21 protein-coding genes are annotated in these 21,122 nt (G+C 42.5%); 9 read left to right on the top strand and 12 right to left on the bottom strand.

The window, feature by feature from the left end; genetic code table 11:
* Positions 1–91: 91 nt before the first annotated feature.
* The 4 genes from HWQ58_RS24015 to HWQ58_RS24030 form a co-directional block, all read right to left on the bottom strand.
* Positions 92–2,104, bottom strand: coding sequence for a ribulose bisphosphate carboxylase small subunit (locus HWQ58_RS24015; protein ID WP_292868119.1), 2,013 nt, complete (start codon positions 2,102–2,104; stop codon positions 92–94).
* A gap of 98 nt (positions 2,105–2,202) precedes the next feature.
* The gene (locus HWQ58_RS24020; RefSeq protein WP_229460483.1) at positions 2,203–2,505 is read right to left on the bottom strand and encodes a EutN/CcmL family microcompartment protein; all 303 of its coding nucleotides are present in this window, start codon (positions 2,503–2,505) and stop codon (positions 2,203–2,205) included.
* Positions 2,506–2,511: 6 nt separating this feature from the next.
* Positions 2,512–2,856 carry a carbon dioxide-concentrating mechanism protein CcmK gene (locus HWQ58_RS24025; RefSeq protein WP_010995041.1) on the bottom strand — a complete coding sequence of 115 codons (345 nt, stop codon included), beginning with the start codon at positions 2,854–2,856 and terminating at the stop codon, positions 2,512–2,514.
* Between the two features lie 91 nt (positions 2,857–2,947).
* Positions 2,948–3,256, bottom strand: a complete 309-nt coding sequence (locus HWQ58_RS24030; RefSeq protein ID WP_012410633.1) for a carbon dioxide-concentrating mechanism protein CcmK — start codon at positions 3,254–3,256, stop codon at positions 2,948–2,950.
* Positions 3,257–3,914: 658 nt separating this feature from the next.
* On the opposite strand from HWQ58_RS24030, the gene HWQ58_RS24035 reads away from it, so the two are divergent.
* The 4 genes from HWQ58_RS24035 (at position 3,915) to HWQ58_RS24050 (ending at position 9,494) form a co-directional block, all read left to right on the top strand.
* Positions 3,915–5,771, top strand: coding sequence for an NAD(P)H-quinone oxidoreductase subunit F (locus HWQ58_RS24035; RefSeq protein WP_292868122.1), 1,857 nt, complete (start codon positions 3,915–3,917; stop codon positions 5,769–5,771).
* 93 nt (positions 5,772–5,864) lie between these two features.
* Positions 5,865–7,370 (top strand): NADH-quinone oxidoreductase subunit M, encoded by a 1,506-nt coding sequence (locus tag HWQ58_RS24040; RefSeq protein WP_292868125.1) that lies wholly within the window; start codon positions 5,865–5,867, stop codon positions 7,368–7,370.
* 166 nt (positions 7,371–7,536) lie between these two features.
* The gene (locus HWQ58_RS24045) at positions 7,537–8,667 is read left to right on the top strand and encodes a CO2 hydration protein (protein WP_292868128.1); all 1,131 of its coding nucleotides are present in this window, start codon (positions 7,537–7,539) and stop codon (positions 8,665–8,667) included.
* Entirely contained in the window at positions 8,664–9,494 is an 831-nt protein-coding gene (locus HWQ58_RS24050; RefSeq protein ID WP_292868131.1) for a methyltransferase domain-containing protein, read from the top strand. Before HWQ58_RS24045 ends, HWQ58_RS24050 begins: the two co-directional genes overlap by 4 nt.
* Before the next feature lie 19 nt (positions 9,495–9,513).
* Here the strand turns inward: HWQ58_RS24050 and HWQ58_RS24055 are convergent, their stop codons facing one another.
* From HWQ58_RS24055 to HWQ58_RS24070, 4 genes are all read right to left on the bottom strand, one after another.
* Positions 9,514–9,981 carry a GNAT family N-acetyltransferase gene (locus HWQ58_RS24055; protein ID WP_292868134.1) on the bottom strand — a complete coding sequence of 156 codons (468 nt, stop codon included), beginning with the start codon at positions 9,979–9,981 and terminating at the stop codon, positions 9,514–9,516.
* A 132-nt stretch (positions 9,982–10,113) separates the two neighbouring features.
* Positions 10,114–10,815: a Uma2 family endonuclease gene (locus tag HWQ58_RS24060; RefSeq protein ID WP_292868137.1), complete on the bottom strand. Its 702-nt coding sequence runs from the start codon at positions 10,813–10,815 to the stop codon at positions 10,114–10,116.
* An 85-nt stretch (positions 10,816–10,900) separates the two neighbouring features.
* Entirely contained in the window at positions 10,901–11,320 is a 420-nt protein-coding gene (locus HWQ58_RS24065; RefSeq protein ID WP_292868140.1) for a type II toxin-antitoxin system VapC family toxin, read from the bottom strand.
* Positions 11,317–11,571: an Arc family DNA-binding protein gene (locus tag HWQ58_RS24070; protein ID WP_292868143.1), complete on the bottom strand. Its 255-nt coding sequence runs from the start codon at positions 11,569–11,571 to the stop codon at positions 11,317–11,319. The genes HWQ58_RS24065 and HWQ58_RS24070 overlap by 4 nt, the downstream gene beginning before the upstream one ends.
* A gap of 170 nt (positions 11,572–11,741) precedes the next feature.
* Here HWQ58_RS24070 and HWQ58_RS24075 point away from each other — a divergent pair, with 170 nt between their 5' ends.
* On the top strand, positions 11,742–12,767 hold the full coding sequence (locus HWQ58_RS24075; protein WP_292868146.1) for a serine/threonine-protein kinase: 1,026 nt from the start codon (positions 11,742–11,744) through the stop codon (positions 12,765–12,767).
* Between the two features lie 145 nt (positions 12,768–12,912).
* Complete coding sequence (locus HWQ58_RS24080; protein ID WP_292868149.1) at positions 12,913–14,250, top strand: serine/threonine-protein kinase; 1,338 nt, start codon at positions 12,913–12,915, stop codon at positions 14,248–14,250.
* A gap of 274 nt (positions 14,251–14,524) precedes the next feature.
* On the opposite strand, the gene HWQ58_RS24085 is transcribed toward HWQ58_RS24080, so the two are convergent.
* Both HWQ58_RS24085 and HWQ58_RS24090 read right to left on the bottom strand, forming a co-directional pair.
* The gene (locus tag HWQ58_RS24085) at positions 14,525–15,157 is read right to left on the bottom strand and encodes a Uma2 family endonuclease (RefSeq protein ID WP_292868152.1); all 633 of its coding nucleotides are present in this window, start codon (positions 15,155–15,157) and stop codon (positions 14,525–14,527) included.
* Positions 15,158–15,226: 69 nt separating this feature from the next.
* On the bottom strand, positions 15,227–15,424 hold the full coding sequence (locus tag HWQ58_RS24090) for a hypothetical protein (protein WP_292868155.1): 198 nt from the start codon (positions 15,422–15,424) through the stop codon (positions 15,227–15,229).
* A gap of 1,164 nt (positions 15,425–16,588) precedes the next feature.
* Here HWQ58_RS24090 and HWQ58_RS24095 point away from each other — a divergent pair.
* The 3 genes from HWQ58_RS24095 (at position 16,589) to HWQ58_RS24105 (ending at position 17,904) form a co-directional block, all read left to right on the top strand.
* The gene (locus HWQ58_RS24095; protein ID WP_292868158.1) at positions 16,589–16,798 is read left to right on the top strand and encodes a hypothetical protein; all 210 of its coding nucleotides are present in this window, start codon (positions 16,589–16,591) and stop codon (positions 16,796–16,798) included.
* Between the two features lie 62 nt (positions 16,799–16,860).
* On the top strand, positions 16,861–17,355 hold the full coding sequence (locus HWQ58_RS24100; RefSeq protein ID WP_292868161.1) for a hypothetical protein: 495 nt from the start codon (positions 16,861–16,863) through the stop codon (positions 17,353–17,355).
* A gap of 225 nt (positions 17,356–17,580) precedes the next feature.
* Positions 17,581–17,904 (top strand): DUF6464 family protein, encoded by a 324-nt coding sequence (locus tag HWQ58_RS24105; protein WP_292868164.1) that lies wholly within the window; start codon positions 17,581–17,583, stop codon positions 17,902–17,904.
* A 482-nt stretch (positions 17,905–18,386) separates the two neighbouring features.
* Here HWQ58_RS24105 and HWQ58_RS24110 read toward each other — a convergent pair whose 3' ends face one another.
* Positions 18,387–19,838, bottom strand: coding sequence for an NAD(P)/FAD-dependent oxidoreductase (locus tag HWQ58_RS24110; RefSeq protein WP_292868167.1), 1,452 nt, complete (start codon positions 19,836–19,838; stop codon positions 18,387–18,389).
* Between the two features lie 144 nt (positions 19,839–19,982).
* Positions 19,983–21,101 (bottom strand): threonine-phosphate decarboxylase CobD, encoded by a 1,119-nt coding sequence (cobD, locus tag HWQ58_RS24115; protein ID WP_292868170.1) that lies wholly within the window; start codon positions 21,099–21,101, stop codon positions 19,983–19,985.
* Between the last annotated feature and the right edge of the window lie 21 nt (positions 21,102–21,122).

The raw sequence follows: 21,122 nt of genomic DNA on the forward strand, positions 1-21,122 counted from the left end.
ATTAGTATGTTTCAAAATCTGAGTTTACAGTTGGTGTGACTGGTGTCTTTAAAGTGTTAACTCAGCACTCAGCACTTTTAACTCAGCACTGCTATGGTCTTTGAATAATCGTTTCTAATACGCGACGCTTGGCTTTGGGGTCAACACCAATTAAGCGCACATATTCCCCTTGGTATTCGCCAAGTTGTCTTTCTACGGCTGCGATCGCTTCTCTTTCTGAGGAGGCTTGAATTTGATCGGTACTAGTCCAAGAACCTGTACGGAATCGCCGTTGATCTACGTGTTCAATACTAATTTTTGAGCCGCTAGCCAATAATTGCCGGAGTTGGTCTACGACTTCACTACTCAAGTGGGTACTGGTAGCTGTTGCTGTAGCAGTAGTAGAGTATGCACTGCTAGTAAATGATTTCTGACTGCCAGAGGAGGCTACTTGATCGTTTGGACGTTGGATAATAGTCTCTAATACTCGCCGTTTGGCTTTGGGGTCAATACCAATTAAGCGTACATATTCCCCTTGGTATTCGCCGAGGTGTCCTTCTATAGCTGCGATCGCTTCTCTTTCTGAGGAGGCTTGGATTTGACCGATACTAGCCCAGGAATTTATACGGAAGCGGCGCTCATCCACGTGTTCAAGGCTAATTTTAGACCCGCCAGCCAATAATTGCCGGAGTTGGTCTACTACTTCAGAACTCAAGCGCTTACTGCTAGCTGTTCCCGTACCAGAGGGTGCTGCACTAGTAGTAAATGATTTGTGACTACCAGAGGAAGCTACTTGACCATTTGGACGTTGGATAATGGTCTCTAATACCCGCCGTTTGGCTTTGGTATCAATGCCGATTAAACGTACATACTCGCCTTGATGACTTGCGATACATTCTTCCAAAGCGGAGATGACTTGATTTGTAGAAGTTGCTTCTATTGGCTTGCAACTAGTCCAGGAACCAGTGCGGAAACGCCGCTCATCTACGTGTTCCATGCCAATTTTGTAACCACCTGCCAAGAGTTGGCGAATTTGCTCTAGAGTTTCGCCATTGACTTTGCCACTGCTAGAACCGTTACCATTACCATTATCATTACTGCTGCTGTAGCTGTTGTAACTGTTATTACCACGACTAGCCGGAGCTTTAAAGCTGGTAGCTGGTTTTGCATCATCATCAGGACGTTGGATGATGGCTTCTAGCACACGCCGTCTACCTTTGTCAATGCCAAACAATCGGACATACTCACCGCTATGGTTTGTTAAACAGCTTTCTAATGCTGCGATCGCTTCATCAAGCGATCTGGTTTCGATTGGTTGACAACTAGTCCAAGAACCCGTACGGAAACGTCTTTGGTCTACATGTTCCGTACCAATTTTATACCCTTGCCCCAACAGATACCGCAACTGATCTATTGTTTCTCCACCCAAGCTATTGCTCGACACTTCACTACTCCTTTCCAACTCTAAAACAGTAATACCATTACCTGTATAAGATTTAGCGTTCTCATCCCGAATGGGTGCTATACATTTAGTATCCGCAGCACAGAGATAACCAGCTCGTAATGCCTGATTAATTCCAACCACATGATGAGCAAATTCTTTATCCTGATCTTGCACATCTGGCAAGCGGTCAGCTTGCTGCTGGCTGGTAATTATCGCTCCCGAAGGTACATACTTACCAGAGGGAATCTCTACGTCTTGAATCAAAGCGTGCATCATCACGATGCAACCTGCACCCACCCTGGCATTAAACACCGTAGAGCGAAAGCCAATGAAGGAATTATCACCTACATAAGCTGGCCCGTGAATTAGAGCCATGTGGGTAATGCAAGCGTTTTTACCAATCCATACTGAGTATTTATTTTGGTCATCGCCAATTACTCGGCCTTGCTCCAACCCATGAATGACAACACCATCTTGAATATTAGTGTTTTCACCCAGATAAAAAGGTGTGCCTTCATCCGCTCTAATCGTAGTCCCCGGAGCAACGATTACATTTGCACCTATTCGTACATCCCCAATTAAATTGGAGAATGAATGTACAAAGGCAGTTTCATGGATTTTGGGTTCAGCTAAATTCCTTGACCACGGGGTTGGGGGTGCCGCCGTGCTGCGGACTGCCATCGCGAGATTCCTCCTGTATTGTCATTTGTCAGTTGTCATTTGTCATTTGTCGAGAGCTAATGACTTATGACTAATGACCAATGACTAATGACTAATGACTACCGATATTGATCTTTTTTGCTGTAAATGAGGCGATCTTCAACGTGAATGGTATCTATGATCGCCACCACTACTGCATCTAATGGACGTTGTTCATTTCCAAGGACTTGACGAGCAGCACTGCCACGACTGACAAGTACCCACTCATCTACTCCTGCTCCTACACTATCTGCTGCTACTTCATATTGTGGCAGGATGTTTCCGTCTTCATCCACTAATTGTAACAACAGTAGTTTTACACCTCTAAGACTTGGATCTTTTTGGGTGCTAACTACTGTGCCGCGAACTTTGGCAACTTGCATTACAAATTACGGTCTTCTACCAAAAGGACGAATTGCATTCACATTTTCCCGGAATTGCTCTACATCTTCGGTATAACGAATTGGCAGGACGTATTCCAAATTTTCGTGAGGACGAGCAATGATATGAGTAGACAACACTTGTCCACCATTGACTCGCTTTACAGATTCAACTCCTGCGGCTACAGAAGCTTGCACTTCCGAAACGTCACCCCGGACAATTACTGTCACCCGACCACTACCGATTTTTTCATAACCTACTAAAGTGACGCGGGCAGCTTTCACCATTGCATCAGCAGCTTCTACCACTGCTGGAAAGCCTAGCGTTTCAACCATTCCCACTGCAATTGACATTAGTTTTAATCCCTATTTCAAAGTTTTTAGTCTTGGACAAGAATGATGCTCAATTAGGCAAAGAGCGTTAATTACTTTGTTTAAACAGCTTTTAAGTACGGAATTGTTCCACCGCTTCTGTGTAACGTATCGGTAAGACGTATTCCAGGTTTTCGTGAGGACGAGCAATGATGTGAGTGGATAACACTTCACCACCAAAGACTCTTTTTGCCGCTTCAACCCCAGCTGCTACGGAAGCTTGCACTTCCGATACATCTCCCCGAACTATCACGGTGACGCGAGCGCTACCAATTTTTTCATACCCTACTAAGGTGACACGGGCGGCTTTCACCATCGCATCAGCAGCTTCCACCACTGCTGGAAAGCCCTTCGTTTCAATCATTCCAACTGCAATTGGCATCGCAGAACTCCTACAAAATTAATGCAATCTGTACTGTCGCTTGAATTTTTTGACGGGGAGAGCTTGATCTTATAGCTAAGAAAACACTTCCAAATTAAGCATAGGAAAGCTTGGCGTTCCTGGCAATATAAATTACTATAATAGTTTATGATAAGAAAGTTTTAAAAAACTTAACAAAAATTTATCTAGGCTTCTGAGCAATTAAAGTTTACTAATTCCTTGAGCAGCCACTTATGCTTTATAATTTCTTTATCACATTTACAAAACGACATTCATAACCAAGGCTAATCCGATCTGATGAGAGGTAAGCAGCGGCTGTATGCTTTGCTGTATCTATCTTTAGTTAAATCTTGCTAGGTGTACAAGGACTAGGTAAAAAATACATAAGTTTTTCAAATATATCGTATAAAGTACTCTGGTCAAAGTAGAAAGACAAATGTAAAAAGGTCAGTGATGTTAAGGCAAGTAAATGCTTTTGCTTATGTAAAGTTATATTTTACTTATATTTCATAGGGTAGCGTTAAGTAAAAGTACTTCTGGAAGTTTAGTTAAAAAAATAGTAAAAAAACATCGATATTTTGGTAAATTAATTTTATTAAATAAGTAATTGTTTGAAATTTTTTTAAAAATCAAGGCTGAGTCATCAAGGTAAATTTAAATGGATCAATTTCTATTTTCAACAAGTTGGTTTGTGCCTTTTTATAGCTTATTGGGCGCAATTTTGACCTTGCCGTGGGGAATAGGAATAATTCAGCGAACAGGGCCAAGACCTGCGGCATATTTCAACTTGTTGACGACCGTTTTAGCTTTTATCCATAGCCTGTTTGTATTTAAAAGTATCTGGGATAGAGAACCAGTAAACTTACTAATAAATTGGTTCAAAGCAGCAGATTTAGATTTATCTTTTGCCTTGGAACTATCGCCAGTCAGCATTGGGGCAACAGTTTTAATTACAGGGTTAAGCTTACTGGCACAAGTTTACGCTTTGGGTTACATGGAAAAGGACTGGTCGTTGGCGCGTTTTTTTGGGCTGCTGGGATTTTTTGAAGCGGCGCTTTGTGGTCTAGCAATCAGCGATTCTTTGTTTCTCAGCTATGCCCTTTTGGAAGTCTTGACGCTTTCGACTTACTTGCTGGTGGGTTTCTGGTACGCTCAACCACTAGTAGTGACAGCGGCGCGAGATGCGTTTTGGACTAAACGGGTAGGAGACTTGTTATTGCTGATGGCTGTAGTGACACTTTCCACCTTAGCCGGGAGTTTGAACTTTTCGGATTTATATGAGTGGGCGCAAACAGCTAATTTAAGTCCAATGACATCGACGCTGCTAGGGTTGGCGTTAATTGCTGGGCCTGCTGGTAAATGTGCCCAATTTCCACTACACCTGTGGTTAGATGAGGCAATGGAAGGGCCCAACCCTGCCTCGGTAATGCGGAACTCTCTGGTAGTAGCTGGTGGTGCTTATTTACTGTATAGATTTCAACCATTATTAGCCCTATCACCAGTTGCCTTGAATGCCTTGGTAGTCATGGGTACAGTGACGGCGATTGGGGCCACATTAGTCTCCATAGCTCAAATTGACATTAAGCGATCGCTATCTCATTCTACCAGTGCATACATGGGGTTAGTGTTTTTGGCGGTGGGGTTACAGCAAGGGGGTGTAGCCTTGATATTGCTGTTAGCTCATGCGATCGCTAAAGCATTATTATTTATGAGTTCTGGTTCAGTCATCTTAACTACCCAAAGCCAAGACTTAACAGAAATGGGCGGTTTGTGGTCACGAATGCCAGCCACCACCACAGCCTTTGTAGTCGGTTCAGCCGGGATGGTAACGCTGCTACCACTAGGAAGTTTCTGGGCAATGTTATCGTGGGCTGACGGTTTCGTGAGTATTAGCCCTTGGGTAATTGGGGTTTTAATATTAGTCAATGGTTTGACAGCATTGAATTTGACGAGAGTATTCAGATTAGTTTTCTGGGGAAAACCGCAACAAAAGACCCGTCGCACCCCAGAAGTTGGTTGGCAGATGGCCTTACCAATGGTGTTTCTGACAGTGCTGACTCTGCTTCTACCTCTAATGCTACAGCAATGGTACTTACTACCAGCTTGGGAAAGTATTAATTGGTATGTGGTCTTAGCGTTGTTTGGGTCTACCGTTGTAGGCGTGGGTGTAGGGTGTACAGTTTATCTGCACAAAGCTTGGTCAAGATCCAGAATCTTGGCATGGAGATTTCTGCAAGACCTGTTAGGTTATGATTTTTATATTGACCGAGTTTATTATGTAACCGTGGTAAGTGTAGTCGGACTGCTATCTAAAATTTCTGCTTGGAGCGATCGCTACTTGGTTGACGGTTTAGTAAACTTGGTTGGGTTTGCGACCATTTTCGGCGGACAAACTTTAAAGTACAGCATTTCTGGGCAATCTCAGGGCTATATGTTGACCATCCTAGCAGTTGTCAGCGTCCTGGGTTTTTTCATCAGTTGGTCATTGGGTTTACTAGATAAATTGCCTTTTTAAGAGTGCTGAGTGCTGAGTGCTGAGTTAAGGAGTTAAAAATTTATTATTTTCTCCCTGCTCCCCTGCTTCCCCTGCTCCCCTTACCTAAAGTCTATGCTTAGTGTTTTAATTCTAGTGCCGTTAATCGGCGCAGCTTTAATTGGTTTCTCGCCCTCTGGCATCAGTGGGAAATTCGCCCGTGGGGTGGCTTTGGTCTTTGCCAGTATTGCTTTCTTATGGACAATCCTATTAGTAACTCAGTTTCATCCAGGAGAAATCACTCAACAGTTTGCTGAGTCTCTTCCTTGGATAGATGTTTTAGGCTTGAACTATAACCTTGGCATAGATGGTTTATCTTTGCCATTGCTGGTTTTAAATGGATTGTTAACTGCCATTGCCATCTACAGCAGCGATGAATCGCTACAGCGCCCTAAATTTTATTACTCTTTGATACTATTATTAAGCGCTGGGGTGACAGGAGCCTTTCTAGCACAGGATTTACTGTTATTTTTCCTGTTTTACGAATTGGAACTGATTCCGCTGTATTTGCTAATAGCCATTTGGGGTGGCGCCAAACGGGGTTATGCTGCGACTAAATTTCTCATTTATACAGCGGTTTCGGGAATCCTGATTTTAGCAAGTTTCCTTGGCATGGTTTGGCTGAGTGGTTCCTCTAACTTTGCACTAGCAACCTTGAATGCGACAACTTTACCTCTAGGAACACAGCTTTTATTGCTAGCGGGAATTTTGATCGGTTTTGGAATTAAAATTCCCTTGGTTCCCTTCCATACTTGGTTGCCAGATGCTCACGTTGAAGCTTCCACACCGATTTCCGTGCTATTGGCTGGGGTGCTGTTGAAGTTGGGAACTTACGGCTTACTGCGCTTTGGCATGAACTTGTTACCAGAAGCTTGGAGTTATCTAGCTCCTTGGTTGGCGACTTGGGCAGTAGTGAGTGTACTGTATGGTTCATCCTGTGCGATCGCCCAAAGCGATATGAAAAAAATGGTAGCATACAGCTCCATTGGACACATGGGTTACGTGCTTTTAGCGGCGGCAGCGGCCACACCTTTAAGTGTATTGGGTGCTGTGATGCAAATGATTAGCCACGGCTTGATTTCTGCAATGCTGTTTTTGTTGGTAGGGGTTGTATATAAAAAAGCCGGAAGCCGTGATTTAGCAATTATTCAAGGATTACTGAACCCAGAACGGGGTATGCCAGTAATCGGTAGCTTGATGATTGTCGGAGTCATGGCCAGCGCTGGTATACCAGGAATGCTAGGGTTTATTTCCGAATTCGTAGTTTATCGGGGAAGTTTTCCAGTTTTTCCAGTGCAAACTTTGTTATGTATGCTTGGTACTGGTTTAACAGCAGTTTATTTCCTAATACTCGTCAACCGCGCCTTTTTTGGACGCCTATCTGCACCAGTTACCAACTTACCACGTGTGTACTGGAGCGATCGCATCCCAGCTGCAATTTTAGCTGTGTTGATTGTGATTTTCGGCATTCAACCTGGTTGGTTAGTGCGTTGGACTGAACCAACAATTACAGCAATGGTAAATACTCAAAATGTAGTATTAGCAGTGTCCTTAGATAAAGCAATGGGGAATGGGGAGTAGGGAATGGGGAGATGAGGGAGATAGGGGGACAAGGGGACAAGGGGACAAGGGGGTAAACAAAACTCCTAACTCCTAACTCCTAACTCAGCACTCAGCACTCAGCACTCAGCACTCAGCACTCCTAATGCCCCATGCCCAATGCCCTATACTTTATGGAGAAATCGCAATGGTAACTATTAGAAAGAAATTCACAAACGAACCTTTGCCTGAGTTTATTGAACGCCTGCAAACAGGACAGGCATTACTTTCCGATAGTCCAGAAAATGTGGTGGAAGTAGTTGGTATTCTCAAAAGCTATGGTGTAGTTATAGATGCCTATTCAATAAATCTGAATTATATTGCCGAACATCAGTTTTTAGTATTTTTCCCATTTTTTAAATACTTTAATGGAGAAGTATCTTTTCAGAAATTACTTCGTCACTGGTGGCACGATCGCATTAATTTTGAATATGCTGAGTATTGCATGAAAGGCATGATGTGGCACGGTGGCGGCGGTTTAGATACATATTTAGATACAAAAGAATTTCAAGAAAGAGCGAAAGCTGTCATCACAGCTAAATTTAAAAATAATCCTTTAATTTTAGGCATTAACCAACTGTTTCCAGACTTTTTGACCGAACAGTTACGCGTTTCTGCTTACTACACTGGTTTAGGTCAATTTTGGCGAGTCATGGCTGATATTTTCCTCAGCTTATCAGACCGCTACGACAAAGGCGAAATCAAATCAATTGCCCAAATTGTAGACCATATTAAAGCAGGGTTAGTGGAAAATGCATCCAAGCCAATTACCTACACTGTCAAAGTTCGGGAAAAACTCTATGAAATCATTCCTGAAGACGTTGGTTTGACTTTCTTAGCAGACACAGCAATACCTTATGTAGAAGCAGTTTTCTTTAGAGGAACACCTTTCCACGGTACAGTTTCATACAACGCCCAAGCTTATCAAATCTCCCCAGATCAAAGTCGATTTCAGTATGGCGCATTATACGCCGATCCTTTACCCATAGGCGGTGCAGGTATTCCTCCTACCTTGTTGATGCAAGATATGCGTCATTATCTTCCAGAGTACTTGCATGAAATTTATCGTCGCAGTCTTCGGGGTGAAGATGATTTGCGAGTGCAAATTTGTATGACTTTCCAAAAATCGATGTTTTGCGTGACCACAGCAGCGATTTTAGGACTAGCGCCTCATCCAATAGATACTAAAGATCCATCCCAGGAAAAAGCGAATCGAGTTTATTTCGCAAAGTGGATGAGTCGGTTAGAAACTTCGCGGTTGCTGGATGTGAATAAATGACAGATGATTCCACCATTACTTACGAAGCATTCAAGCAATTTGAGCGGGACAAATTTTCTCTTGTAGCTCAAGAATACGATCGCGCGATCGCTGTTGTGACTTCTCAGGTAGATGAAGCCATATTGGATGCTGTGGCAGCTAAGTCTGGTACTCGATTGCTAGACGTGGCTTGCGGCACTGGGTGGCTTAGTGCCGCAGCACAAAAGCGGCAGGCTATAGTCACAGGATTAGACTTTGCAGAGAATATGGTGGCCATTGCCAGAGTGCGATGTCCTCAAGGGTCATTCTATCAAGGGGACGCTGAAAACTTAACTTTCGAGTCGGGCGAGTTTGAGGCGGTGGTTTGTAGCTTGGGTATCCTCCATTTCCCAAATCCAGAAAAAGCGATCGCTGAATCCTTTCGCGTACTCAAACCGGGAGGGCGCTACGCTTTCACCTGCTGGACACCGCCAGCACGCAATCCATTTATGGCTCTGATACTGGGTTCGGTGCAGACTTATGGCAGCATGGATGTGAACTTACCTTCTGGGCCACCCCTGTTTCGCTTTAGCGACCCCACTGAATGCGAAATGGTTTTGAGCGCCGAGGGATTCACTCAGGTATCTGTCACCGAACTGCCCATCAAGTGGACTTTCTCTACACCTGAAGATGTGATGCCAAAGATTATTGTAAGTTCGGTGCGTTTGGGGTCGATATTGGCAATGCAAAGCGATGAGCAACGGCGTAATATTGAAAACGCAATTATCGAGGGAGCCTCAAAGTATGTCACAGAAAATGGTGTAGAAATTCCCGCATCTGTGATGTTGACTCTCGCTTACAAACCATAAGCTAGAACAACCTTTGAATTTAGTAATTTTTGAAGTGTTTTTCCATGACAAAATTTATCAGCTTTTGCCCTCTACGCTCTACTTGTTGCTTTTTGATAACAATAAATCCCTGACTTTCAAAAAAAGGTTTAGCTGTGATACTGGCTTCGGTAAATAACTTTTCCAACCCTAAAGAGTTTGCTTTTAATTCAATCTGTTCTAAGATTTTCTTACCAACACCTTTCCTTTGAAAATCTTTATGACAATAGAAACGATCGATATGACCATTAGCCTCTAATTCTCCAAAACCAATAATTTTGTCTTCTTCTGCTACATAAGTAAACTTACTTCTTAAACTTTTAATCCAAACTTCAATATCCATATTTGCTGGTGCCCAAGCATCTACTTGTTCTTGTGTGTAATCATGAATATTCACTTCATGAATAGTGTCGTAGAACAATTTCATAATTTCTTCGGTATCAGCTATTTCGTATATTCTTAATTTCATAAAGAAAGTAATTAATCACAAATAATCCCTCTTCTAAGAAACAAGGCAGGAGGCAGAAGGGAAGAGGATTTGACTTGTTTCTTCCATCCATAACGGAATGGATGTAAATAAGTAGTTGATTTTTGATCAATATTATGCTTCTGGCTCAATGCCGAGCGATCGCAATTGAGCAGTCAAGCGATCGGCTCTTTCTTCACCAGTCAACAACAAATTACCTTGCAAATCCCACCAGCGTAGCCAAGGTAATTCCATGTTGTGATATTCTCCTTGCCAAATCCCTAACTCAACTCCTAAAGGATGTATGGGATAATGTCCCCGTTCATTTGCTGTTAATAACTGATATTGTCCACCAATTAATTCATAAACTTCCACGCTGGCTTTATTCACTTCATAAATGCCGTAGAAGGGAGGACGAATCACCTGCTCATAAATCCAAAATTTTCCCTTCCAAGGAGTTTTGTCTCGCTCCTGACTACCATCTCCAGAAACAAATTCCAATGCAATCAATGGGGCAATAAACTCTCGCCATAGTACATAAGACCTGCGCGTTTGTCCATCCAGAGTAGGTGGTACATTCCCTACATAGAACCAGTCTGGTGCTTCTGCGCCTTTTTCTGGGGGGTCAGTTATCCGCCAGTAGATACCGCTATCTTGACCAATACAGTATTGCCCATCAGGATGACGTTTTTGCAATATCGGTTTAATCGAGTCGGTTAGGAGAATGCTTTGAGGATGTTCCTGAAAGTTTTTCACGAAAGTACCGTCAGACTCAGGAAGCTGCGTATGGTCTGGGAACGGGGTGAGGGCGATGGATGGATCGGTTGCAGAGGTCATAAGGCTACCTTTGCAGAATGTAAGGGTTGTTTTTTAGTTTAACAGTGTAAGGGGAGATGCCTGCGGTAGGCTACATCAATGTTCTCTAAATATTCTCTACCCATAAAAGATTACTTGCGTAGCTACTGGTTTTCAGTGCGTTGTAAAATTTTTCGTCTGCTGTTACCATCTGACATTGTTGAGTAATAGCAAAGGCTAAGTATAAACTGTCATACACTGCGCGATCGCTCTGAATGGCAATATCTAAAGCAAGTGGCATCAATGGCTGAGATAAGTACACCTCTACAGGAACTGCATTTAAATCTGTTAATGTTTGTCTTGCATTTTCAGCAGTGTCTTCACCGCTACGTACTCGTTTCCACAAGACATTTCCCACTTCTGGGAAGAAAAAATCTGGAACTAAGAAAGTATGATTATTTGTTACTAAACGCCTAGCTGCATCAGAGTAAACTTCAGGGATGAACCACTTGATAGCAATGCTAGCATCTAAAACATACTGACTCACCGTTCTCTGTCCTCGCGGATAAGTTCAGTACTATCACTGAAAATTTTTCCTGTATATCTAACTTGAGCGCGTGCTACAGCTTCTCTGGCTTTTTCTATGTTGGCGCCAGTGTGATAGTGTGTCACTTTTTCAGCCGCTTGTTGTAGGATCTGCTTTAGTTCCTCTTGCAAAGACCTACCGTGTTGTTTGGCAAGAGTTTCTAACTTTTCTAGAATAATGGGGTCTAAATCTTCAACTAAGATTTGAGCCATAATTTCGTGGTAGTTTTTCGCTACTTCTATTCGAGATTTGAAATTAGTTTAGCAAGTATAGACGCAAAGAGTCTTATCCTAAGACATAAGGCTGTTTCTGTAAAGTTAGGCTCCGGTTCTTCAGGCTTTCTTATGTGAAAATTAATATAAGTATTTTAGGAGTTGCAAAGATGGCTTGGGCAGCAGGTGATCAATTGCAAGGTGGAAAATATATTATTGAAAGAGAGTTAGGAAGAGGACGCTTTGGCATCACCTATTTGGTCAAAAATCAGAATGGCGATCGCTTTGTCATTAAAACCTTAAATGATGACTTGCTAAATTCCCTTAATAAATTGGAACGCGAACGGCTAAAGACAATGTTTTTGCGGGAAGCTTTAAAGCTTCAAAAGTGTAAGCATAAGTATATTGTGGAGGTCGTAGACTCCTTTGAGGAAGCAGACTGTTTATGTTTGGTAATGGAGTATGTAAATGAAGTGAGTTTGGCTGACCTCCGCCCACCAACTCTTTCAGAACCAGATGCACTACGTTACATTCAGCAAATTGGAGAAGCACTGATAGTTGTACATGAAAATGAACTGATTCATCGGGATGTGCATCCAGGAAATATTTTGTTGCGGAAGCCAGAGGGACAGCTAGAAGCTGTGCTAATCGATTTTGGTTTAGCTCTGGACTTTGACCATATCTTAACCACAAGCCGAACCAAGGAAACGTCTGATGGATTTACGCCCCCTGAACTTTATGCTAAAGGTACTATAACTCGTGCGTATAGCGATATTTATTCACTGGCAGCTACACTCTATAAACTTCTGACGGGGAAAACACCTGTCGATGCAGTAAAGCGGAAAGTGGACGGCGAGCATTTAGTGTCTCCAAAAGAATGGAATCCTCAGATTAGCGAAGACACAAACCGCGCAATTTTAAAAGGTATGCAGCTAGATCCTAAACAGCGTCCTCAATCAATGCGAGAATGGCTTGATTCTTTGGGCTTAACTGGGAACATTGGTAAGAAGGAAACACCTGTACCCCCATCTGTACCAAAAATTAATTGGGTTGCTGTAACTGCCATTGCAACTTTAATTGCAGCAATTGGAACCTTACTTTCAGGCATAGTTGGTTGGATTTCTATTTTCAAACCCTCTCCGTCTCCCAGTCCACCATCACTGTCGCCCAGTCCGTCATCTAGCAAAATACCGTAGATTTAGGTAAACTTTTATCAGGGTGTTGATATTAAAGTAATGATTTTGATTCATGCCCAATTATTTAAAGAGATGTCTTATATATTGTTGAGCGTGCCTTAATTACGAATTACGAATTACGAATTACGAATTATTAGAGGTATTTATGCACTGGACACCAGGACAACAATTACAAGATGGCAAATATGTAATTGAGGAAGTCCTGGGACACGGGGGATTTGGGATTACTTATAAGGCATTGCATTTGGAACTAAACCAGACAGTTGTAATTAAGACACCTAATAAAGATTTTAGTTACGATCCAGAATATCAAAAGTACATAGAGAGATTTATCCAAGAAGGGCGGACACTCGCACGCTTATCAGAAGACCCTCATCCTCATATTGTGAGAGTGATTTATTTTTTTCGGGAAGGTGCTACCCCCTGTTTAGTGATGGACTTTGTTGAGGGAGAAAATTTGTTTAAGGCGGTGAGCCGTAGGGGGGCTTTACCAGAAGCGGAGATTTTACCTTGCATCCGCCAAATTGGCGAAGCTTTGAGCGTAGTGCATCAGGCAGGACTAGTACACAGAGATGCCCATCCTGGAAACATCATGGTGCGAAGAAATGGCAAAGCCGTTTTAATTGACTTTGGAATCGCCAAAGAACTTTTACCTAAAACTTTGAGTTCAAAGGGTATTGCGGGTAATGAAGGGTTTGCGCCTTATGAACAGATGAGCAGAGGCAGTCGAGAGCCAACAGTGGATGTTTATTGTTTGGCTGCTACACTTTATTATGCAGTGACAGGTCAACGCCCTACAACTTCTCTAGCTCGCAAGCTCGATAATGTTTCCCTGAAATCACCTAAACAAATTAATCCAAGCATTAGCAACAGATTAAATCAGGCAATTCTCAAAGGTATGGCGCTGGAAGCAAAAGACCGCCCTCAATTGATGCAGGCATGGTTGGCAATGCTAGAAGCACCAAAAGCAACGCCTCCACCACCCGTTGAGTCAGTTCATAGAAAAGAAGTTGTTCGTTCCAAAGCCAAGCCAAACTTAGAGCCAATTTTAGATGATAAACCACCTACTAAATCACCTAGAGTTATTCCCTGGGGCTGGTTAGTTGGTGTATTATTAAGCTACCTATTAATAGGCTACCTGTTAGCAGCGTCTAACGCTCCGTACATAATTTTGGCTGGGGCTATGGCTGGGGCTGTGGCTGTGGCTGTGGCTGGGGCTGTGGCTGGGGCTGTGGCTGGGGCTGTGGCTGGGGCTTGGGCTGTGGCTGTGGCTGTGGCTGTGGCTGGGGCTGGGGCTGGGGCTATGGCTGGGGCTGTGGCTGTGGCTGGGGCTGTGGCTGGGGCTGTGGCTGGGGCTTGGGCTGGAGATAAATTACTAGAATCTTTTAGCAAATTTCATACTTTTCTAATTTTAGCTAGCACTTCTAGTCTAGGCTTGGGTTTGGGATGGTTAGGACATAGGATTTTTAATCCAGGTTCATAGCTTACTCAAGCTCTAGAAGCTAACTGGCAAAAGATTTTGTAGCTGTTGTATCGAGTAGATAAGCGATATCTAAGGACAAGCCGCTACGCGTCTACGCACCTTTAACTTCACACCAAAATATTAAATTTCTGGCTCAATACCAAATGCTGGTTTTAAGAGCGTTGTTATGAAACATAAGCTAGGTAAATAAACTGATATCTACATTAAAATAGTCCGCCAACGCTTCTGCTTGAGTTTTACTAATGGTGCGATCGCCATGACATATCGTAGTTAACTATGCTAATTTTTCTCTAACCCAAATACGAAAAGATTTCAACAAAGCAACCTCACCCATGCTTTGACTTTGCTGAAGAAATTTACTCATCTCATTCACTGAAATCAGAGGAAAAGCGATGCTAGATTTACACTCAACATATTGCCCTGCTTGCAACTGATAAAATTTCAAATTTTGCCCATCATATCGCCAAAGTTCATTTATAGCTAACGCTGCGTAAATATTAAATTTATTAATTGAACTATTAGTAATATCAATCTCAATTGCTAAATCAGGTGATGGATCTGTTTCTAAATTAAGACTTTTCTTCCCTCTAACTCTTGGTTCATTTTGTATATAGTAGCAGTTATCTGGCTCTATCCCTTTTCTTGCTAATTTGCGTTTCAATGTTGTAGAACCAGCACTTTTAATTTCTCTTCCTATTTCTTCAGTCAAAGCAAATATCAAGCGGTCAAATTGAATTTTGGGATTTTCGTGTTCAAAAAGTGGTGTCATGATTTCTAAAGTACCGCCATCATAAGCAAACCGAGAGTCTCTATCCTCACCTGTGTCTTTTAGCAAGGCTTCAAAGGTTTCCCAGCTAATGTTATGTAGTACTGTTCTTTGTTCTGCGGGTGTTGACTGGACTAGCATATTAAAATACTTCTTTCATGACAATTTCAATGCCAAGTGATTGATTGCTCTTTTATCTATTAGGTTAACTTAAAAAATGGATGGTGCAATTGTTGAGAGTTGCTTCTTTAAATCTTCTAACAAAGATTCCAAAAACATCATATCATTGCTGATGTCTGAAACCTCATCATCATTCAAAATTTCTCTCTCTAATTGCTTTTGATAAGCTTCAATTCTGTATTCTAGTGCTTCAACAATAAATCGAAATGCTTTAGGAGAAAAATTCACGTTTAACAACTCCCTTAATTGACTTTGTAAAATGCCTCACCAACTAATCGCAATGCAGTTTTATAATCTTCTATTCTCATAGTGTAGCTTGGTTCCCACAGCCAGTGATTACCGTAATCATTCACCAATCGAAGTTCGTTAGGAATATCAGTTCCTCTATCCAGCTTCCACCAATTTTTTCCAACCCCCTGAACTGCAAACGTCGAAATTCCGCCTGAGCCTGCAACAACCCAAATATCACCATCTTCTTTGTAAGTTTCAATATCTTGCGATCAAATATTATCTATTCTCGAAGAAATCGCATTTCCCATACGGTACAAATCAATCGGGGTTTTTCTCATACCAATCAGCCAAAGACCTAAACCTCTGGTTTAACGCCCAGCGATGTCTAAAGACAAACCGCTATGCGTCTAAGCAATATTTCTCTAAAACTCAAGCGATTGTCAATAGTGACTCCATTACCTAAATCTAAGGTGGGACTAATCGATTTCAAACCCGCAATCCGACGCTGGGCTCTATCAAGTACTTTAGACCCACGTTTTGGGCGTGACATAAATAACCTTCCTTTTTTTAATCATGCACTAGGATAAAAACTGACTTATATCCTTGTTTTTACACCATTAGAATAAATAAAATTGGGGTGATTAACACCCGTGTTGTTCAGTATTTATTAAAGTATTTTATACAAAAATACTAAATTATTTACGTAAATTTAGTGAAAGTTTCCGAATTCAATAAACGACTGCCCGAATTCAATAAACGACTGCCCGAATTCAATAAACGACCGCCCGAATTCAATAAACGACCGCCCGAATTCAATAAACGACCGCCCGAATTCAATAAACGACCGCCCGAATTCAATAAACGACTGCCCGAATTTAATAAACGACCGCCCGAATTCAATATCGCGCTTCTCGCTTGATTGCAATATCGAACTCCTATTTAATTTTTGCGAAGCTCGGTGCGCCTTTATCTCGCTTCACTGATGAAGATTCCCTGCGATCGCCCTGATTACTCATGCTTAACCTATGTAATAATATTTAGAAAAATATTTTATAAGTATAAAAATTTACTTTAATATAAAAGCATAAGAAAGGCGATCGCCCTCGCGCAAGAGTCTGCAACCGCCTTCTTTTAACCCCAAAATCGGAGTCAAATATTATCATGGCACAATCAAAAAAGTTCGCCAAATCACAACCAGCCCAGTTTCTCGGCACACAAGGCAGTGACGTACCTCCTTTCCATTCATCTTTCCAAGACTCATCACCCAGAAGAGAACGGATTAAACATTTATTAATTGGTTCACCCAAAGCTGTTACCGGCACCATGACTTTTTTGGTTACGTTTATTCTCTTAGGCATGATCATTATATAGTACAAAAATACTAACTAGCTGCTAAAATGCTTTAAAAGTCAGCTAGCCTTGCTTGAGGTAGTATGAAAAAAATTCCAGACACAGACAAAAAGCCCATTTTGCTGTTCCAGCCTACATTTGTAACTACTGCTATAGTGCCACTGCAACCCCAAGAAAAAAAAATCATCAGTGAACGGGAGCGTTTTATAACACAAGTCGAACGCATCAATCAGATCGCGGGAGAGTTAGAAGCAGCGATATTAGAGTTGAAAGCGATCGCTAACACAATAAATACTCAAAAACGTTACCCACTCTTGATAAAGGAGCTATGCAAAAATATTTGTCAGTATTTCGCAGTTAGCATCCCTTGGGTGAAACGAAAGTCTGACGAATCATTTATTTTGACAACGCGAAAAGTTGATTTATTCCGAGCCGAAAGGGAAGCTGCACTGCTAGCACAGCAACTTCGTCAGCAAACCAAAAAAAGATTAGCATCGCAGCGACAAAGAAAAAACAAGAATGCGGCTGAAGCTGACACAAAACGCTTCTTCAAAAAGGTATTAGTCAACAAATCTTAAAATTATCAACATTCAACGGCAGATCACCCCTGAGGTTGTAACAGTTATGCTAATTGAAGTGGCAGAAGGAACTTCTTCCTCAAAATTACTAGATACCACACTGCCATTATTTCTTTGCAACCATAGTTGCTGACAAAGAAAAGCTGCCCTAATATTTGCACTTCCGTAAAACCAGAGTGTAACATCAGGGACAATCAATCAGCGCCCAGAAGAGGTAAAAAGAAGGTGTTAAAGACACTTTTAGTGATTGCCATTGGTTTTTTACCGTCCCTGTTTTCTCTGTGGATGATGCGTAGAACCCAGCGATCGCGCTTGCGGATGAGGCAAGCAGCCATAAATTTTCCAGTGGTACAGGGACGGCAAAACCTTAGACCTGTGGAAGGCGATCGCTATTATTTAGAAGGGGTAGGTTATTTAATTGGCGATATTAGCTGCAAATTTAATGCCCGATCTGGCTACATCCGCTGTGCTATCAATCCCGAAGGTCCATGTAATGGTTGCCGTCACTACGAACCTAAGGAATTAGCTGGTAGTGAAAAAAGGTCTTAATAAAAATGCAATACCTTCGCCAAAAAAAGAGGTTGTCTAGTTTTTGCCGAGATAGCCTAACACAATATCGTGCAATACTTTTGACCTCTAGTAAACTCAGCGAGTTCCTCACGAAACTCGCTGGTCTTCAAAACCGTGCTTAATAGTTTCCCATCAACAATTGGTCTTCCAAGCTGAGTTTACTTGGCCGTCCTATTTTTTGTTTTGCAAGGCTTGGCGATCGCACTACCTCTAACATCTGGTTAAAAGTCTCCGGGCATACACCCTAATACTCAAAAGCAATTTAGGCTTGTGCCTTTAGCTTTCAAAGGTGAAGTAAAGAAAGCACCAGCACAAGTAGCTATTTCATCATTTGTAATTCGCGATAAACCAACAATATTGGCAAAGGTAGTGAAAACTGCAAAGTCAGTACCCTTGTGGAAGTCGGTAATGATATCAATACTTTCCTGAAGTTATGATAATGACAACTCCATGCTTCAGTGCTAATTCCAATTGCGGCAGAAATGGAAAAAGCCTTCTAAAAACTCTTGCAAAGGAATGTTGGTATTTAACTTTTGCTTACTCCACTCTCTTGCAGTTCGTTCCAGAATTTCTGAAAAACTGGGATAGGCAGGAGATAAATTTGCTAGATGTTTGACTTTAATTTTTTGTGATATTGCTAAGGCAATTAAATTAATTAATTCGCCAGCTTCTGCCCCCAATATCGAAGCTCCCAAAATTTCGCCGTTGTATAGCACAATTAATTTACACATACCAGTGGTTTCGTTCCGAAGTTGGGCTGCTGCCACTGTTTTAAAATATTGTCGTAAAACTAAAATTTCATCTTGGCTAAATAGGCGTTTTGCCTGTGCCTCTGTCAAACCCACTTGCGCCACCATCGGCACAGAAAACATTGCCCAAGGAATAGAGCGATAATCTACTCGTAACCTGGGGAAAAAGAGTGCATTGTTTAGCGCAATTTTTGCTTCATAATTAGCGATATTGGCAAAGTCGTAACCACCAATTACATCACCACAAGCATAAATACGGTGGTTAGTGGTTTGCAGCTTATCATTCACAACTAAGCTACGCCGATGCCATTTCACACCTACTGCTGCCAGATTTAAAGATTCAAGATTCGGCTGTTGTCCAGTCGCCACTAAAATTTCATCGGTTTCAATGGCCTTATCTCCTGCTTGAATCCACTTTTTATTCTCAATTAGCCTCACCTGAGTTACTGGTTTTTTGGTGAGGACGCGTACACCTTCGACCTCCAACTGCGCCTGAAGCAATATAGCTATCTCAGGGTCTAGATATGGAAGAACATAAGGATGCTTGACTACCAGCGTCACACTGCAACCAAACCTTGCTAAAGTTTGAGCGATTTCAATGCTTTGGGGAATTCCACCGATAATTACCCAATTTTTGGGTAATGTCCCTCCCTGTAAGGATTGCCAAATATTAGAAAGGGTTAGATAGCCAGTGGCTTGCAATCCTTCAATCTCAGGAATTTCTGGAAGCGAACCACTGGCCAGCAAATAAGTACGGGCGCGTAGTAGGCGATTGTTAACGGCAAAAGCCAATTGGGGTGAAGATTGAAATTGACCACTGCCAACGATCGCATCGACTCCCTGCGCGGCTAGGATGGCAGGGGAATGCTGTTCTTGGAGATTTGAGGCGACGCATTGAGCATACAGCATCGCTTCTTGCCACGCTATAGATATGTGGCATTCTTCTGAGGTATCAGTGTGTGTGGCATGAATACCAAAACCAGCTGCATCCTTAAACTTCTGCGCTAGTTTACCAATTTCGCTAAGAGCATGGTGATCAGTAAACCCATAGTCTACTTTGGGTTGTACCAAGGCAACTGTAGCACGTAGTTGGGTTGCAGCAAGAGCAGCATAGTATCCAGCAAGACTGCCGCCAATAATTACAACATCGTAGTCAATTGTCATTTGTCATTTGTCATTTGTCATTGGGCATGGAGAAGAGGCAGAGGGGCGGGGTGCGGGAGGCAGGGGGAAAATTCTCCCTAGCTCCCTGCTCCCTGCTCCCTTGCTTTTTCATCTCCCTCATCTCCCTCATCTCCCTCATCTCCCTTACTCCCCACCCTCTACTCCCCACTGCCCACTCAGCACTGAGTTTAGCGCTGTTAGTAAGCGTTGGTTATCGGACTCTTCACGTACAGCAACCCGGAAAAAGCGATCGCCTAGTTCTTTAAAACTAAGGCAATCGCGAATTAAAATCTGGTGATACTTAAGTAATTGTTGCTGTAACTGGGAAGTCGATTCTTGGGACTCAACCAGTAAAAAGTTAGCAGCACTTGCTTGGGGTTGCAATCCTGGGATTTCATTTAAACCCTGAAACAGTTGGTTTCGTGCAGGTGGTAGCCATGCCCAAGTTTGCTGCTGAAACTCCGTATCTTGGAGTGCCGCAATTGCCGCCGCTACAGCTAGCGTGTTTACGGGCCAAGGATCGCGCCATAGCTGCCATTTAGCTAGGCAGTCAGGATGTGCGATCGCATATCCTAATCGCAGTCCTGGGAGACTGTAAAATTTGGTCAGCGATCGCAATACTACTAAATTTGGATATTCTTGCACCACCGGAATCAGGCTTTGTTCCTCATTGGGCGACACAAAATCCATAAATGCTTCATCCACCACAACCAAAGCAAATTGCTCCAGGTAGGGCAAAATAGACTCCCGCGAAAATAACTTTCCGGTTGGGTTGTGGGGATTATTCAGCAATAGTCCTTTGTCCTTTGTCTTACCCTGCGGGAAGCCGTTGGGGCGTCTATGTCCTTTGTCAATGACCAATGACCAATGACCAATGACCAATGACAAAGGACACTCCAGCACTTTAGCGTTGTACGCTGCCAAGGTTCGGTAGTAGTCGCCAAAGGCTGGAGTGATTAAAATTGTTGCGGCTAATTGAGCTAATTCCCTACCGATTAAAGTGAGTAATTCTGCGGAGCCGTTACCCGGCAGAATACACTCAAACGGCAGTTGATGGAAGTGACTGAGAGCTAATCTCAGTTCACTGTAGTTTGGGTCTGGATAGTGCTTAAGATTACCAATTTGGGACTTAATAGCAGCGATCGCGCTATTTGGAGGCCCCAACGGGCTGATGCTAGCAGAAAAATCCAGAATAGCATCAGGGGGACAGCCAGCCAGTACTGCTGCCCAGGCTAAATTTCCCCCGTGAGCAGGTTGCCGCATTAAAAAAGGGTTCCCGAAGAC

This window comes from Nostoc sp. LPT, from assembly GCF_017115165.1.
In the GTDB taxonomy this organism is placed as follows: domain Bacteria; phylum Cyanobacteriota; class Cyanobacteriia; order Cyanobacteriales; family Nostocaceae; genus Nostoc.